Annotated in this window: 18 protein-coding genes and 1 pseudogene; 11 read left to right on the forward strand and 8 right to left on the reverse strand. The window is 51.4% G+C overall.

The window, feature by feature from the left end; translation table 11 throughout:
- Positions 1 to 252 precede the first annotated feature (252 nt).
- Positions 253 to 720 carry an outer membrane lipoprotein SlyB gene (gene slyB / locus OGV98_RS10040; RefSeq protein WP_003029175.1) on the forward strand — a complete coding sequence of 156 codons (468 nt, stop codon included), beginning with the start codon at positions 253 to 255 and terminating at the stop codon, positions 718 to 720.
- A gap of 46 nt (positions 721 to 766) precedes the next feature.
- Here slyB and slyA read toward each other — a convergent pair whose 3' ends face one another.
- Entirely contained in the window at positions 767 to 1,207 is a 441-nt protein-coding gene (gene slyA / locus OGV98_RS10045) for a transcriptional regulator SlyA (protein WP_019076732.1), read from the reverse strand.
- A 192-nt stretch (positions 1,208 to 1,399) separates the two neighbouring features.
- Here slyA and OGV98_RS10050 point away from each other — a divergent pair, with 192 nt between their 5' ends.
- The 3 genes and pseudogenes from OGV98_RS10050 to OGV98_RS10060 all read left to right on the forward strand — a co-directional run bounded on the left by OGV98_RS10050 (position 1,400) and on the right by OGV98_RS10060 (position 4,539).
- A complete protein-coding gene (locus OGV98_RS10050; protein WP_003029180.1) occupies positions 1,400 to 1,636 on the forward strand; it encodes a DUF1656 domain-containing protein in 237 nt (78 codons plus the stop codon).
- Between the two features lie 2 nt (positions 1,637 to 1,638).
- A complete protein-coding gene (locus tag OGV98_RS10055) occupies positions 1,639 to 2,502 on the forward strand; it encodes an efflux RND transporter periplasmic adaptor subunit (RefSeq protein ID WP_286551375.1) in 864 nt (287 codons plus the stop codon).
- Positions 2,499 to 4,539 (forward strand): annotated as a pseudogene (locus OGV98_RS10060) (FUSC family protein). The gene OGV98_RS10055 and the pseudogene OGV98_RS10060 overlap by 4 nt, the downstream one beginning before the upstream one ends.
- Here OGV98_RS10060 and sodC read toward each other — a convergent pair.
- From sodC to OGV98_RS10075, 3 genes are all read right to left on the reverse strand, one after another.
- Positions 4,515 to 5,039: a superoxide dismutase [Cu-Zn] SodC gene (sodC, locus tag OGV98_RS10065; RefSeq protein WP_003029187.1), complete on the reverse strand. Its 525-nt coding sequence runs from the start codon at positions 5,037 to 5,039 to the stop codon at positions 4,515 to 4,517. The pseudogene OGV98_RS10060 and the gene sodC overlap by 25 nt on opposite strands.
- An 81-nt stretch (positions 5,040 to 5,120) precedes the next feature.
- Complete coding sequence (locus OGV98_RS10070; RefSeq protein ID WP_003836445.1) at positions 5,121 to 6,017, reverse strand: aldo/keto reductase; 897 nt, start codon at positions 6,015 to 6,017, stop codon at positions 5,121 to 5,123.
- Positions 6,018 to 6,066: 49 nt separating this feature from the next.
- The gene (locus tag OGV98_RS10075; protein WP_003029191.1) at positions 6,067 to 6,306 is read right to left on the reverse strand and encodes a DUF1289 domain-containing protein; all 240 of its coding nucleotides are present in this window, start codon (positions 6,304 to 6,306) and stop codon (positions 6,067 to 6,069) included.
- Between the two features lie 101 nt (positions 6,307 to 6,407).
- Here OGV98_RS10075 and OGV98_RS10080 point away from each other — a divergent pair, with 101 nt between their 5' ends.
- From OGV98_RS10080 to rnt, 4 genes are all read left to right on the forward strand, one after another.
- Positions 6,408 to 7,007: a TetR/AcrR family transcriptional regulator gene (locus tag OGV98_RS10080; protein WP_057101521.1), complete on the forward strand. Its 600-nt coding sequence runs from the start codon at positions 6,408 to 6,410 to the stop codon at positions 7,005 to 7,007.
- A 54-nt stretch (positions 7,008 to 7,061) separates the two neighbouring features.
- Positions 7,062 to 8,159, forward strand: coding sequence for an alkene reductase (locus OGV98_RS10085; RefSeq protein ID WP_003029197.1), 1,098 nt, complete (start codon positions 7,062 to 7,064; stop codon positions 8,157 to 8,159).
- Positions 8,160 to 8,256: 97 nt separating this feature from the next.
- Positions 8,257 to 8,664 carry a lactoylglutathione lyase gene (gene gloA, locus OGV98_RS10090; RefSeq protein ID WP_003029198.1) on the forward strand — a complete coding sequence of 136 codons (408 nt, stop codon included), beginning with the start codon at positions 8,257 to 8,259 and terminating at the stop codon, positions 8,662 to 8,664.
- A 94-nt stretch (positions 8,665 to 8,758) separates the two neighbouring features.
- Positions 8,759 to 9,406: a ribonuclease T gene (gene rnt, locus OGV98_RS10095; protein WP_003029200.1), complete on the forward strand. Its 648-nt coding sequence runs from the start codon at positions 8,759 to 8,761 to the stop codon at positions 9,404 to 9,406.
- A gap of 53 nt (positions 9,407 to 9,459) precedes the next feature.
- On the opposite strand, the gene grxD is transcribed toward rnt, so the two are convergent.
- Positions 9,460 to 9,807 (reverse strand): monothiol glutaredoxin 4, encoded by a 348-nt coding sequence (gene grxD, locus OGV98_RS10100; RefSeq protein ID WP_003832760.1) that lies wholly within the window; start codon positions 9,805 to 9,807, stop codon positions 9,460 to 9,462.
- A 334-nt stretch (positions 9,808 to 10,141) separates the two neighbouring features.
- Between grxD and OGV98_RS10105 the strand changes: the two genes are divergently transcribed.
- Both OGV98_RS10105 and sodB read left to right on the forward strand, forming a co-directional pair.
- A complete protein-coding gene (locus OGV98_RS10105; protein WP_032935840.1) occupies positions 10,142 to 10,972 on the forward strand; it encodes a C40 family peptidase in 831 nt (276 codons plus the stop codon).
- A 127-nt stretch (positions 10,973 to 11,099) separates the two neighbouring features.
- A complete protein-coding gene (gene sodB, locus OGV98_RS10110) occupies positions 11,100 to 11,681 on the forward strand; it encodes a superoxide dismutase [Fe] (RefSeq protein ID WP_003029205.1) in 582 nt (193 codons plus the stop codon).
- A gap of 39 nt (positions 11,682 to 11,720) precedes the next feature.
- Here sodB and OGV98_RS10115 read toward each other — a convergent pair whose 3' ends face one another.
- Together OGV98_RS10115 and cydH are read right to left on the reverse strand one after the other, a co-directional pair.
- On the reverse strand, positions 11,721 to 12,890 hold the full coding sequence (locus OGV98_RS10115; RefSeq protein ID WP_049002800.1) for an MFS transporter: 1,170 nt from the start codon (positions 12,888 to 12,890) through the stop codon (positions 11,721 to 11,723).
- 175 nt (positions 12,891 to 13,065) lie between these two features.
- Positions 13,066 to 13,155: a cytochrome bd-I accessory subunit CydH gene (gene cydH, locus OGV98_RS10120; protein ID WP_003029209.1), complete on the reverse strand. Its 90-nt coding sequence runs from the start codon at positions 13,153 to 13,155 to the stop codon at positions 13,066 to 13,068.
- Between the two features lie 297 nt (positions 13,156 to 13,452).
- On the opposite strand from cydH, the gene purR reads away from it, so the two are divergent.
- Positions 13,453 to 14,478, forward strand: a complete 1,026-nt coding sequence (purR, locus tag OGV98_RS10125) for an HTH-type transcriptional repressor PurR (RefSeq protein WP_003029211.1) — start codon at positions 13,453 to 13,455, stop codon at positions 14,476 to 14,478.
- On the opposite strand, the gene punR is transcribed toward purR, so the two are convergent.
- Entirely contained in the window at positions 14,475 to 15,407 is a 933-nt protein-coding gene (gene punR / locus OGV98_RS10130; RefSeq protein ID WP_003029215.1) for a DNA-binding transcriptional activator PunR, read from the reverse strand. The two genes, purR and punR, sit on opposite strands and share 4 nt — an antisense overlap.
- Positions 15,408 to 15,486: the final 79 nt, after the last annotated feature.

Below are 15,486 nucleotides of genomic sequence, written 5' to 3' on the forward strand. Positions count from 1 at the left end.
AGCCTTGACACTCAACCATAAAGTGTCGACTAATGCCATGCTTCCTTAATGATTTTTGGTGGCTAATCATTACAATGATCGTTTAATTACATCAATTACATGAATGATTCGTTTATACTCGGTTGATCCGATTTCGGTTAAGATTTTCATATTGTTCCAGTAGAACATGTGATCTTAGGCTCACAAATGCCATATAATTTAACCATGAAGGGTGCTTTATTAGCGTTTCGTGGTGACAAAGGAGATTTGTAAATGATTAAACGTGTGCTGATTGTTTCATTAATGGGCGTATCTTTAGCGGGTTGCGTTAACAATGATAGCCTTTCAGGTGACGTGTATACCGCATCCGAAGCGAAACAAGTTCAGAACGTTACCTACGGTACGATTGTTCATGTTCGTCCGGTGCAAATCCAGGGTGGCGATGACGCAAACGTGATTGGTGCTATTGGTGGTGCGGTACTCGGCGGGTTCCTCGGTAACACCGTCGGCGGCGGTACGGGTCGTTCATTAGCGACGGCTGCAGGCGCAGTTGCCGGTGGCGTAGCGGGTCAAGGCGTACAAGGTGCGATGAATAAAACCCAGGGTGTGGAACTGGAAATCCGTAAGGATGATGGTAATACCATCATGGTGGTTCAGAAACAGGGTGCGACCAAGTTTTCAGCCGGCCAGCGCGTTGTTATGGCTAACAACGGCAGCCAGGTTACCGTGTCTCCACGCTAATCAAATTCACGTGTGGTCAGACTCTGGCCACACGTCATTTGTTGCTTCAGCCCTGTGACTGCAGCTCAATAATATTGTGTTCCAGCCTGGCGACCAGTTTAATCAGCAGATCAATTTCCTCAGCTGAAATCCCTTCCAAAATTTCTCCACGCGTCTTGTTGATAACCGCTTCCATATCAGCGATCAGCGGCTCTGCTTTTTCTGTCAGTTTAATTCTCTTTGCCCGACGATCGCTGGCGCAAGTCTGTCGTGAAATGAGTCCCTTTTCCTCTAACTGGTCAAGCGTACGTACCAACGAAGGTTGCTCGATGCCAATCGCTTTAGCCAACTGAATCTGCGATTGATCCGGCGGCAACTGATGAATGTTGTGCAGCGTAACCCAATGCGTCTGCGTCAACTCCAGAGGTTTCAGGCGATGGTCAATCAGAGCACGCCAAATGCGCACCAACCGTGCCAGATCAGAACCTAATGGCGATTCCAATTTCATCTCCTTATAATTAGCTTGCTAAGTTATTGTGCTGATTTTAGAATAGTGTGCAGCATTTGTATTCCCAAAACAAATGTATTGCCAAATTTGCTTCCCGGCTGACATTTTTTCAGACATCATGCGTTACGGAGACTCATTGTCTCTTTTTTGCTAAACCTATAGCAATGCTCTCTTCCGCCAAGGATTTTGCCCGTGAAGTTTATGTTTAATGCAACAGGATTGCCCCTACAAGATTTAATGATCGGCGCATCTGTCTACTTCCCTCCTGTTTTCAAGGCGATTGTAGCAGGCTTTATTCTCTGGTTGGTTGTTCATCGCCTACTGCGCGACTGGATTTACTCTGGCGAAATCTGGCATCCCTTGTTAATGGATCTGTCACTCTTTACGCTTTGCGTATGTCTGGCCTTTGTTATGCTGATAGCGTGGTGATTATGTCGCTTAAAACCGTTAAATACTTCTCCACTATTATAGTCGCTGCAATCGCAGTTTTCGCCGGATGGTGGATGTGGAATTACTATATGCAATCGCCCTGGACACGTGATGGCAAAGTGCGAGCTGAGCAGGTCAGCATTACGCCACAGGTGTCAGGTAGCATTAGCGAACTCTATATAAAAGATAACCAGTTTGTGAATAAAGGCGATGTCCTTTTTATTATCGACAAGACGCCATTTCACATTGCTGAACTGAATGCGCAAGCGCAACTCGCAAAAGCGCAGTCTGACCTGGCGAAAGCCAATAACGAAGCCAACCGTCGCCGTCATTTATCGCAAAATTACATCTCAGCCGAGGATCTGGATACCGCAAATCTCAACGTGAAAGTCATGCAGGCGAGTGTTGAAGCAGCAGAGGCCAGTCTGCGCCAGGCACAGTGGCAATTGACGCAAACGGTGGTCAAAGCCCCCGTAGCGGGCTGGGTCACCAATCTTTCAACCCGTACCGGAGACTACGCTTCAACCGGGAAGCCTCTGTTTGCTCTCGTCGACAGTCACTCTTTTTATGTGATGGGGTATTTTGAAGAAACTAAGTTGCGCCACATTCGCGAAGGTGCACCAGCCCTCATCACGCTCTACAGCGGTGATATAAAGTTACAGGGTCACGTTTCCAGTATTGGTCGTGCTATCTACGATCAAAGTGTGGAAAGTGATTCCGGCCTGATTCCAGATATCAAGCCCAACGTGCCGTGGGTGCGTCTGGCGCAGCGTATCCCGGTACGCATCGAATTCGACGCCCTGCCGCGGGATGTCACGCTGGTATCAGGTACAACCTGCAGCGTATCCATCGGCCAGCGTAAATGAAACTACCTCGCCTGACACCTGGCAATTTGCCGTGGTTTAAAGCCACGGCGGCACAGTGGCGTTATGCGCTGCGTAACACCATTGCGATGTGTCTGGCGTTAACTTTTGCTTATTATCTGAATCTGGACGAACCCTATTGGGCGATGACCTCAGCGGCGGTAGTCAGTTTTCCCACCGTTGGCGGGGTTATCAGCAAAAGTCTGGGTCGCGTGGCGGGTAGCTTACTGGGTGCCACCGCCGCATTGATTATTGCCGGTCATACCCTTAATGAGCCGTGGTTGTTCTTGCTGAGCATGTCGGTGTGGATCGGTTTTTGTACCTGGGCCTGTGCGCATTTCACCAATAACGTTGCCTACGCCTTTCAACTGGCAGGTTATACGGCGGCGATCATTGCGTTTCCCATGGTCAATACCGTGGAAATTACGCAGTTATGGGATATCGCGCAGGCACGCGTGTGTGAAGTCATCGTCGGTATCTTGTGTGGCGGTGTGATGATGATGATCCTGCCCAGCACCTCCGATGGCATCACGTTACTGACTGCTTTGAAAAACATGCATTCACGTTTACTGGAACATGCCAGCCTACTCTGGCAACCAGAAACCACGGACGCCATTCGCACAGCCCATGAAGGTGTTATCGGTCAGATTCTTACCATGAACCTGCTGCGTATTCAGGCGTTCTGGAGCCACTACCGTTTTCGCCGACAAAATGCTTTGCTCAATTCACTGTTGCATCAGCAGTTAAGGATGACCAGCGTGATTTCCAGTCTGCGCAGGATGCTGCTGAACTGGCCTAATCCCCCGTCCAATACCCGGGAAATTATCGAGCAGTTGCTCAGCGAACTGATAAAATCCAATGCTAATAGCTACACCGTCGCACGTATTATTGCCCCACTGCGACGTGTCGATGCACGCGACTATCGACACGTCGCCTTCTGGCAACGACTGCGTTATTTTTGTCGGCTCTACCTGCGCAGCAGTCATTATCTGCATTTACTGGAAAATGGCGTTACCGCCGAGCGTATTAATATCGTCCGCACGCCGGGGCTTGCCCGTCATACCGATAATGCGGAAGCTATCTGGAGCGGGTTACGTACGTTCTGCACTTTGATGCTTATCGGCGCATGGAGCATTGGCGCACAATGGGAATCAGGCTCTGGCGCCCTCACGCTCGCCGCCATCAGCAGCGTGCTGTATTCCGCCGTTGCCACGCCGTTCAAGTCGCTTTCTTTGCTGATGCGCACACTGGTTCTGCTGTCGCTGTTTAGCTTTGTGGTTAAGTTTGGCCTGATGGTGCAAATTTCCGACCTCTGGCAATTCATTCTTTTTCTCTTCCCGCTACTCGCCACCATGCAACTGTTAAAGCTGCAAATGCCAGCCCTGGCAGGTCTTTGGGGGCAACTGATTGTATTTATGGGTTCGTTTATCGCGGTGACCAATCCGCCGGTATATGATTTTGCTGATTTCCTGAATGACAATATGGCGAAAATAACTGGTGTGGCGCTGTCATGGCTGGCCTTCGCCATTCTGCGGCCCGGATCGGATGCACGGAAAAGTCGCCGCCATATTCGCGCCCTGCGCCGGGATTTTGTCGATCAGCTCAGCCGACACCCATCACTCAGTGAAAACGAATTTGAATCGCTGACCTATCATCACGTCAGCCAACTCAGCAGCAGTCAGGATGCGCTGGCTCGACGCTGGTTATTACGTTGGGGGGTCGTATTGCTGAACTGCTCGCACGTGGTGTGGCAACTGCGCACCTGGGAGGCGCGTTCGGATCCGCTGGCTCGCGTCAGGGACGTGTGTATCTCTCTGCTGCGCGATGTAATGAGCGAACGTGGCGTCCAGCAACGACCACTGAATGCCACGCTGAGTGAGCTACAACGCATCTGCGATACGCTTGCCCACCATCATCAACCTGCTGCACAGGAGTTATCGGCATTGGTCTGGCGGCTACACTGCTCGCTTTCACAACTCGAACAGGCGCCACCGCCGGGCACTCTCAGTAGTTGATTATTTGATAACACCACAGGCGTAGCGCGCTCCGCCACCGCCAAGCGGTTTCGGTTGATCGGACATATTATCGCCGCCCACATGGATCATCAGCGCTTTGCCTTTAACCTCATCGAGGGTTTTGAGGCGCGGCGCAATGACCGGTGTTGTGGCGTTTCCGTCGTTATTCACCACCAGCAGCGGCAGGTCACCCATATGACCTGCGCCTTCCGGGCCTTCGTGTTTGCCGGTTTGGTGCGGATCATAATGGCCTCCAGCCGATTCCGCGGCTGAGGCTTTCCCTTCTTTAATCGCCGGTTGGCAGCTGCCGTTCATATGCACATGGAAGCCATGTTCTCCCGGCGGCAACGCTTTCAGATCGGGCGAAAACTCCAGCCCCTTTGCGGTTTCAGCAATAGTGACCGTACCAATCGCCTGGCCAACGCCTTGCGACGTGACCAGATTCATCGTCACTTTTTCTTCAATGGCAGCCTGCGCACCTGCACAGGCGAGTAGAGTGATGATGGCCAAACTCAAACGCTTCATAAGACCTCCGTCCAAAAGGTGTCTGATTGTTAAGTGTAAACCAGTGACGCAATTTTGAACGGAGATGCACCAAAAACACGATTAAGGTACGTCGTAACCCAGTGCAGCTTTACGAATGCGGAACCATTGCTGGCGAGACATGTTCAGCGTCTCAGACTCAATGGCGGCGCGTACGCGCTCTATTTTTCCTGAGCCAATAATCGGCAGCGGCTGAGACGGCAAACGTAAAATCCAGGCGTACACCACCTGCTCAATAGACTGCGCGTTTAACTCTTCTGCGATCGCGGCAAGTTCATTTCGTAATGGCTGGAACGCATCGTCATTAAACAAGCGACCGCCGCCGAGGCAGGACCAGGCCATTGGACGAATACGCAACTGTTGCAGTTGATCTAAAGTGCCATCCAGCAGGAGCGGCTGATGTACCGGAGAGATTTCAACCTGGTTGGTCGCCAGCGTAAACGGCAGACGCGATTGCAACAATGAGAACTGTGCCGGGGTGAAATTAGAGACACCAAAGTGACGCACTTTGCCACTGTGGTGCAATTTTTTGAAAGCGTCGGCGACGTCGTCAGCATCCATAAGCGGATCGGGACGGTGGATGAGCAACAGATCAATATGATCGGTCGCCAGCAGCTTCAGCGATTCTTCCGCACTGGCAATAATATGCGCGCTGTCGGTGATGTAATGGCCCAGCGCATTTTCCGCGCGCGCCGTCGTCGCGATCCCGCATTTGGTCACAATCTGCATTTTTTCACGCAAATGCGGAGCCAGTTTTATTGCCTCACCAAACGCCGCTTCACACTGGTATCCACCGTAGATATCGGCGTGATCGACGGTGGTCACGCCCAGATCCAGATGCTCTTCAATAAAGCTGACTAGCTGGCGCGCGGACATATTCCAGTCCATCAGGCGCCAGTACCCCATCACAAAGCGAGAAAATTCCGGGCCTTGCGGCGCAATAGTAATACGCTGAACCATAGCAGCTTCCTTTTAAGTGAATGTGCCTCGAGTATACGCAATTACGCTTTTAAAAGAGTGAAGGTTGTTGCGGTTCTTCCGAAGGGTTGGCTTTGTTCGCTCGTAATTTACGCATCAGGCGCTGACGACAAAGCCGTAGCACTTCCTGCTTTTGGGCATCGCTCATCTTTTGCCAGTTAAAACGTTCATCCCGACTGCGAAAACAGCCACGGCAAAATCCGCGTTCGTCAGACTGACATATTCCACGGCATGGGCTCTGGACGGGGAAAAACTCCAGCTGTTCGGCCACATCCCCTCCTTTAGTAAGATTGATATACTTATTGAAGACGTTAACTGAATTTCTCGCAAGCGCTATTGCATTAGACCGACTGGTCTATTACACTCCTTTTCATGAACAAAATCACTGAACACGATACACGCGAACATCTGCTGGCGACTGGCGAACTGCTGTGTATGCAGCGCGGCTTCACCGGCATGGGTTTAAGCGAACTACTGAAAACCGCTGAAGTACCCAAAGGTTCGTTTTATCATTACTTTCGCTCTAAAGAAGCGTTCGGTGTCGCGATGCTGGAACGCCACTATGCGGCCTATCATCGGCGACTGGCTACGCACTTTGATACGGGAGCGGGAAACTACCGCGACCGCATTCTGGCCTACTATCAGGAAACCCTGAACCAGTTTAGCCAGCACGGCATTATTAGCGGCTGTTTAACTGTAAAACTGTCTGCCGAAGTGTGCGATCTGTCAGAAGATATGCGCACAGCGATGGATAAAGGCGCGCGGCACATTATTGTGCTGTTAGCGCAGGCACTGGAGAAAGGTCAGGCCAGCCATTGTCTGTCCTTTGTTGGCGAGCCGTTACAGCAGGCGCAGGTACTGTATGCGCTGTGGCTTGGCGCCAACCTGCAGGCCAAGATTTCTCGTAGCGCCACTCCGCTGGAAAATGCGCTGGCGCACGTTCAAAACATCATCACAACGCCTGCCGTTTAACAGGCGTTTTTATTTCCCTTATTACTAGACGACCGGTCTATTCAGGAGTACCACATGTCATCTGAAAAACTGTTTTCCCCACTGAAAGTGGGTGCCATTACGGCAGCAAACCGCGTATTCATGGCGCCACTGACGCGTCTGCGCAGTATTGAGCCTGGCGACATCCCTACTCCGCTGATGGCCGAGTATTACCGTCAACGCGCCAGCGCGGGTCTTATTATCAGCGAAGCGACGCAGATTTCCGCACAGGCGAAAGGTTATGCCGGAGCACCCGGCTTACACAGCGAAGCGCAAATTGCCGCATGGAAGAAAATCACCGCTGCCGTACACGCTGAGCAAGGTCATATTGCTGTCCAGTTGTGGCACACCGGACGCATCTCTCACGCCAGTCTGCAGCCAAATGGTCAAGCTCCAGTTGCACCTTCCGCGATTAGTGCTGGAACCCGCACCTCGCTGCGCGATGAAAACGGCTTGGCAACGCGTGCCGATACCTCAATGCCACGTGCGCTGGAAACCGAAGAGATTCCGGGCATCGTTAATGACTTCCGTCAGGCGATAGCCAACGCGCGCGAAGCGGGTTTCGACATGGTTGAACTGCACTCTGCCCACGGCTACCTGCTGCACCAGTTCCTGTCGCCAACCTCTAATCAGCGTACCGATCAGTACGGCGGTAGCGTCGAAAATCGTGCGCGTCTTGTGCTGGAAGTGGTTGATGCCGGTATTAAAGAATGGGGTGCCGATCGTATTGGTATTCGCGTCTCCCCGATTGGCTCATTCCAGAACGTTGACAACGGTCCGAACGAAGAAGCCGATGCGCTGTATCTGATTGAACAATTGGGCAAGCGTGGAATCGCTTACCTGCACATGTCTGAGCCGGACTGGGCCGGTGGCGAGCCGTATTCCGATGCGTTCCGCGAAAAAGTTCGCGCGCGCTTCCACGGTCCTATCATTGGTGCTGGTGCCTACACCCCTGAAAAGGCAGAAGCGCTGATCGAGAAAGGTCTGATCGACGCCGTTGCTTTTGGTCGTGCCTATATTGCTAACCCGGATCTGGTGGCGCGTCTGCAACGCAAAGCGGAGCTGAATCCACAACGTGCTGAGAGCTTCTACGGCGGCGGCGCGGAAGGTTACACCGACTATCCTACCCTCTAACGTCACAATCTCCGTTCTGCCATTGATAGCGGCGTAACAACGCCGCTATACTAAAACAACATTTTGAATGTATTAGCCATTTTCGAAGGGGAAAAAGATGCGTTTACTCCATACCATGCTGCGCGTGGGTGACCTGCAGCGTTCCATCGAGTTTTATACCAACGTGCTGGGCATGAAGCTGCTGCGTACCAGCGAAAACCCTGAATACAAGTACTCTCTGGCTTTTGTCGGCTACGGTCCTGAAACCAGTGAAGCCGTAATCGAACTGACCTATAACTGGGGTGTCGACAAGTATGAGCTGGGTACTGCCTATGGCCATATCGCCCTGAGCGTAGACAACGCGGCTGAAGCCTGTGAACGTATTCGCCAGAATGGCGGTAACGTAACGCGTGAAGCGGGTCCGGTAAAAGGCGGCACCACAGTGATTGCGTTCGTTGAAGATCCGGACGGCTATAAAATTGAGCTGATCGAAGAGAAAGACGCCGGGCGCGGCCTGGGCGACTAACCTCCCCTCGGGCGCAGATCGTCTGTGCCCGTAGTTTTATACTCATCATTTTGCCATAATACGCGCTGCAATTTTCCCGTATTAAGAGACCCAGATGTCCGATAACGCTCAACTTTCCGGTCTGTGTGACCGTTTTCGTGGTTTTTATCCTGTCGTCATTGATGTCGAAACCGCAGGGTTCAATGCCAAAACCGATGCGCTGCTTGAGATTGCAGCCATCACACTGAAAATGGATGAACAAGGCTGGCTGATGCCGGACACGACGTTACATTTCCACGTAGAGCCGTTTGAAGGCGCGAATCTGCAGCCGGAGGCCCTCGCCTTTAACGGTATTGATCCGAACAATCCGCTACGCGGCGCGGTCAGCGAATATGACGCTCTGCATGCCATCTTCAAAATGGTGCGTAAAGGCATTAAAGACAGCGGCTGCAATCGGGCAATCATGGTGGCGCATAACGCTACGTTCGACCACAGTTTCATGATGGCAGCAGCAGAACGCGCCTCGCTGAAACGGAATCCGTTTCATCCATTTGTAACCTTTGATACAGCGGCATTAAGCGGTCTGTCATTGGGGCAAACGGTGTTGTCAAAAGCGTGCCTGGCGGCGGGAATGGAGTTTGACGGGAATCAGGCACACTCGGCACTGTATGACACCGAACGTACGGCCGTGCTGTTTTGCGAAATCGTTAACCGATGGAAACGTCTCGGTGGTTGGCCTCTTCCCGTGCCTGAAGAAGCGTAACGGCGACATAAAAAAAGCGACCATTTCAGGTCGCTTTTTTACTTCTGCTGATATTACTCAGCGTCCGGCTCTTCGGTTTTGTATTTCGCAGCTGTTTCTTTAATCAGCTGCTGCAACTCACCGCGCTGGTACATTTCGATCAAAATGTCACAACCGCCAACCAGCTCACCATCAACCCACAGTTGTGGGAAAGTTGGCCAGTTTGCGTATTTCGGCAGTTCGGCGCGAATATCCGGGTTCTGCAGAATATCAACGTAAGCAAAGCGTTCACCACAGGCTGACAGCGCCTGCACAGCCTGAGCGGAGAAACCGCAGCTTGGCAGTTTAGGAGAACCTTTCATGTACAGGAGAATCGGGTTTTCAGCGATCTGGCGCTGGATTTTTTCGATAGTGGTGCTCATTATCTTGCTTCCTTAAACTTCTTTTACGGCAGTAGTCTGACATTGTAACGGGTCAGACAGGCAACGGAAAATAACATTTTCATTACGCGTTATTATTTTATCCCCTGACGCTAAAAGTTGCATTCATAATCTCATTTATCCCCTTCAAACATGTGGATTTGATTATCTGTTCACCAACTCCAACGTTAATTGATGTTTTTTTTTGCGGTCGGTTACGAAACATAGTTTTAAACAAAAAAAGCTATTAACTTTCCCTCTTTCTATAGATTAGAATCGTCAAGTTTTGAAAATCACACGCAGGCACGATAGACCTGCCTTACCAGAGGACTGCTCAGTGGCGCGGATAAACCGAATCTCGATCACGCTCTGTGCTTTACTTTTTACTACACTGCCCTTTACGCCTATGGCTCATGCTTCCAAGCAGGCCAGGACGACACCTACCAATTCTCACACCATCAAAACGGTAGATAAAAAGAAAAGCGCAACAACCAGCCAAAAAACAACAAAGACCAGCAAGAAAACGGCGACAAAAACCACCAGTAAAACCAGCACCAAAACCGCTTCCTCTTCTAAAAAACGCACTGCCACTCCGGCAAAGTCGACTAAAACTGCAAATCGTCGTGGTAAAACTGCCGTAGCACAAACCGCAGCCGTTACCTGGACTGAAAAATGCACACCGCGCAAAGGTCATAAACCACGCTGCGTGAAGGTGAAAACCACTGCACCAACTACGCTTGCTGACGCCCATAAAGTGAAAGTTCAGAAAGCGACTAAAACCGCTATGTCCACCTTGATGAACCAAATCGGTAAACCTTATCGTTGGGGCGGCTCCTCGCCAAGAACCGGGTTTGACTGCAGCGGTCTGGTTTATTACGCCTATAAAGATCTGGTGAAGTTCCGCATTCCGCGTACCGCGAACGAAATGTATCATCTGCGTGATGCCGCACCGATTGAACGTGGCGAACTGAAAAATGGCGATCTGGTCTTCTTTCGTACCCAGGGTCGCGGAACAGCCGATCACGTCGGCGTCTACGTCGGAAACGGTAAGTTTATTCAGTCACCGCGTAGCGGGCAGGAAATTCAAATCACCTCTCTGAGCGAAGATTACTGGCAGCGCCACTATGTGGGCGCTCGTCGGGTAATGACGCCAAAAACAATTCGCTAAAAACTTACCCTACAGAACATGCTGTAGGGTAAGTTCTTCTTTTGCATAACCTTTCAATTTGCTACCCTATCCTTACTCACAATGAGGCTATTGTGTGTACTCAATATAAATAATAAGGAGAGAAGCAATGTCGTTTGAATTACCTGCATTACCGTATGCCAAAGATGCTCTGGCACCGCACATTTCTGCCGAAACGCTGGAATATCACTATGGCAAACACCATCAAACCTACGTGACCAATCTGAACAATCTGATTAAAGGCACGGCGTTTGAAGGCAAATCACTGGAAGAGATCGTTCGTAGCTCTGAAGGCGGTGTATTCAATAACGCAGCACAAGTATGGAACCACACGTTCTACTGGAACTGCCTGGCACCGAACGCAGGTGGCGAACCAACCGGTAAACTGGCCGATGCAATTGCCGCCTCCTTTGGCAGCTTTGCAGATTTCAAAGCGCAGTTCACCGATGCCGCTATCAAAAACTTCGGTTCTGGCTGGACCTGGCTGGTTAAAGGAACTGATGGCAAACTGGCTATCGTCTCCACCTCCAACGCAGGTACTCCGCTGACTACCGACGCGACTCCGCTGATGACCGTTGACGTATGGGAACACGCCTACTACATCGACTATCGCAATGCCCGTCCTGGCTACCTGGAACATTTCTGGGCGCTGGTGAACTGGGAATTTGTTGCGAAGAACTTCGCAGCATAAAAAAGATAACGCAGAAGGGCTTCCTTCTGCGTTTTTGCATTAATTCGCGGTCGTGAAAGCCTCTTCTGACTGTCTTCTTGCGGAAATAAACACCAGCAGCAGCGCAAGACCTGCCACAATCGCCCCCATCACTGGTACAAAACTGTAGCCCAGGCCGCCTGATATCACCGCCCCACCGGCCGCTGCACCCAGAGCGTTCCCCAGATTAAACGCGCCAATATTGACTGACGATGATAATCCTGGCGCTTCACTGGCAACGCGCATCACACGCATCTGCAACGGTGGAACGACCGCGAACGTCGCCGCGCCCCAGACCACCATACTGATCGCCGCACCCAGCTCATTACGCGCAAGGAAAGGAATGGCCAGCATAATAACCATCAGCAGCAGTAAAAAGCCTTTCAACGTACCGTTGACTGAACGGTCAGCAAACTTGCCACCAAAGTAGTTACCGATCGAGAAACCAATGCCTATCAACACCAGCATCCCGGTAACAAATGCCGGAGTGGCATGAGTGATAGTATGCAGAACTGGCGAGATGTAGGTATAAAGCGTGAACATCGCCCCAGCACCCAGTACGGTAGTCAGTAATGCCGACAACACCTGTGGGCGCATAAGTACCGCCAGTTCGCTGCGAACATCCGGGCGCTCTCCGGCTCCACCCTTGGGTAAGGAGAAGAACAGGCTGACCATAGCAATGACGCCCAGACCCGCAGTGGCCATAAATGACATGCGCCAGCCGATGGTTTCACCAAGCCATGTCGCCGCCGGAACGCCGCCAATATTGGCGATGGTTAACCCCATAAACATCGTTGCTACGGCGCTGGCCTGCTTATGTTTGGGTACAACACTGGCAGCAACCACTGAACCGAGACCAAAAAAGGCGCCATGGTTAAGACTGGTCAAAATACGCGATAGCATTAGCGTGGTGTAATCCGGCGAGATAGCCGAAAGCACATTACCCAGCGTGAAAATTGCCATCAGGAATATCAAAGCATTACGTCGCGCGCGATGAGACAGCAGCAATGTCATCAGCGGTGCACCTATCATCACACCTACCGCATAGGCGCTGATCAGCATGCCGGCCGCCGGAATCGAGACATCCACACCTTTGGCTATGACGGGCAATAATCCCATTGGCGAAAATTCGGTGGTGCCAATGCCAAACGCTCCGATCGCCAGCGCCAGTAAAGGATAATTGAGTTTCATATTGCGACTCCGTAACGTCGAGCCGTGGCGCGACATAAAATAAGAGTCAAAAGCATGACATTGATCGCAAAATTAATAAAGTTAACAAAATTGCAAAAGACTTTTGCTTATTCGCAAACAATAGAAGAGATAGACGAGCGGAAAGAGTGAGGGAGAGCTAACTCCCTCGGGGAAATCAATGCAGCGCTGCGGTCAGGCCACCCGCGACGATCAAACCCAGAACAATAATGGTAGTCACTAACGAAAATTTCAGATCGGTGCTCATCAAGTTTTCTCCTTTTTATTCCCACACAAAAAGTGATATTGCGCATTTTTACACACTTGAAAGCAAAAATCTCTCACGATTTATATTGATAACTGCTTTTAACTCTTCCCCTTTTCGTTAAGATCAGACAAAATTCCACGCTTACTTGATTAGCGTACCGGCCATTGACCCCTTCCTGACGTTCCGTGTCGTTTTCCCGGCGTGCCGCAACCCTTACGTTGCGCTAAGGGTGTGTAAAGGCAAACGTTTACCTGGAGTATTCTCAGGAACTTAGGATATGGTCTGGAGTGAGATGTAATGGCAACAATTAAAGATGTAGCGAAGCGAGCAAACGTTTCCACTACAACCGTATCACACGTAATTAACAAGACGCGCTTTGTCGCGGAAGAAACGCGTAATGCTGTCTGGGCAGCGATCAAAGAACTGCACTATTCTCCGAGCGCAGTTGCCCGCAGCCTGAAGGTGAATCACACCAAGTCTATTGGCTTGCTGGCGACCAGCAGCGAAGCGGCCTATTTCGCAGAAATTATCGAAGCCGTGGAGAAAAACTGTTTCCAGAAAGGCTATACGCTGATTCTGGGTAACGCATGGAACAGTCTCGAAAAGCAGCAGGCCTATCTGTCGATGATGGCGCAAAAGCGCGTTGATGGTCTGCTGGTGATGTGTTCTGAGTATCCGGAGTCGCTGCTTTCAATGCTCGAAGAGTATCGCCATATTCCGATGGTCGTCATGGACTGGGGCGAAGCTAAAGCCGACTTTACCGATACGGTCATTGATAACGCCTTCGAAGGTGGTTACATGGCGGGTCGGTATCTGGTAGAACGCGGTCATCGTGAAATTGGCGTGATCCCAGGTCCAATGGAACGTAACACCGGGGCCGGGCGTCTGGCGGGCTTTATGAAAGCGATGGAAGAAGCGCTGATTAAAGTGCCTGATAACTGGATTGTCCAGGGCGATTTCGAGCCTGAGTCCGGCTATCGCGCCATGCAGCAAATTCTTTCGCAATCGCATCGTCCGACCGCTGTATTCTGCGGTGGCGATATTATGGCGATGGGTGCGCTGTGCGCCGCTGACGAAATGGGTCTGCGCGTACCACAGGATGTCTCACTCATCGGCTACGACAACGTGCGCAACGCCCGCTTCTTCACGCCGGCCTTAACGACCATTCACCAGCCGAAGGATTCACTAGGTGAAACGGCCTTCAACATGCTGTTAGACCGTATCGTGAATAAACGTGAAGAGTCACAGTCTATCGAGGTGCATCCACGTCTGGTTGAGCGTCGCTCCGTTGCCGACGGTCCGTTCCGCGATTACCGCCGTTAAGCCTGTTGTGCGGGAGTCTCATCTGGCTCCCGCAGCCATTCCTTGTTCAACGTTTCACTATCCCCTAAATAGTCCAGCAGCCAACTCAATGCCGGTGACGTATCGTTCTGCTGCCATGTCAGACAGCATGCAGCATCAGGAAAGGGGTTCTCCAGTTGCAGCGCAACCCACTTGCCGCTATCGATCCACGGCTTGGCAAAATGCGTCGGTACCATGCCCACGCATAATCCCGCGGACAAACAGGTCGCAGAAGATTCCCAGTCGGGCACGACGACGCGTTTTTGGTTATCCAGCAGCCAGGTAATACGCTTTGGCAGCGTACGGGAGGTATCTTCGCGTACCAGTGACGGCCAGTTGCGCAACGTATCATCACTTAGCGGTCCGGGCATTGATGCCAGTGGATGATGGCTGGCTACCACGCAACTCCAGCTCAGCATTCCCATATCGCGGAAGGTATAGCGTCCCCCTACCGGAATCGCCTGTGTGGCGCCGATGGCCAGCTCCACGCGTCCATCGGACAGCGCGTCCCATACGCCGTTAAACACTTCCTGAAAAACTAACAACTCCACATCATCAAAGTGACGGTAGAAATCCACGATCATCTGTCGGGTACGATCCGGGCGGACAATGTTATCGACTGCGATCGCCAGCTGCCCGCGCCAGCCGTTGGCAATTTGCTGGCATTGCTGGCGCGTGATCTGCATTTTTTTGATAACAGAGCGACCTTCTTTTAAAAACCATGCCCCGGCAGGCGTTAATTCCACATCCCGATGGCGTCGCTCAAAAAGTGGTACCGCCAGCCACTCTTCCAGTTGGCGCACAGTGTAGCTTACCGCCGAAGGTACACGGTGTAACTCCTGCGCGGCCGAACTAAAGCTACCGTTACGCGCAACCGCATCAACCACTTCAAGTGAATATTCCGACCACATATTCTGCCTGCAAAAATTTTGAAATCAGTAAGCAAATATTAGCGTTTCACAGCGAGAATTACACTCACTACACTCAGCG

Origin of the sequence: Citrobacter sp. Cf136, from assembly GCF_030333815.1 — a bacterium.
GTDB classification, from domain to species: domain Bacteria; phylum Pseudomonadota; class Gammaproteobacteria; order Enterobacterales; family Enterobacteriaceae; genus Citrobacter; species Citrobacter freundii.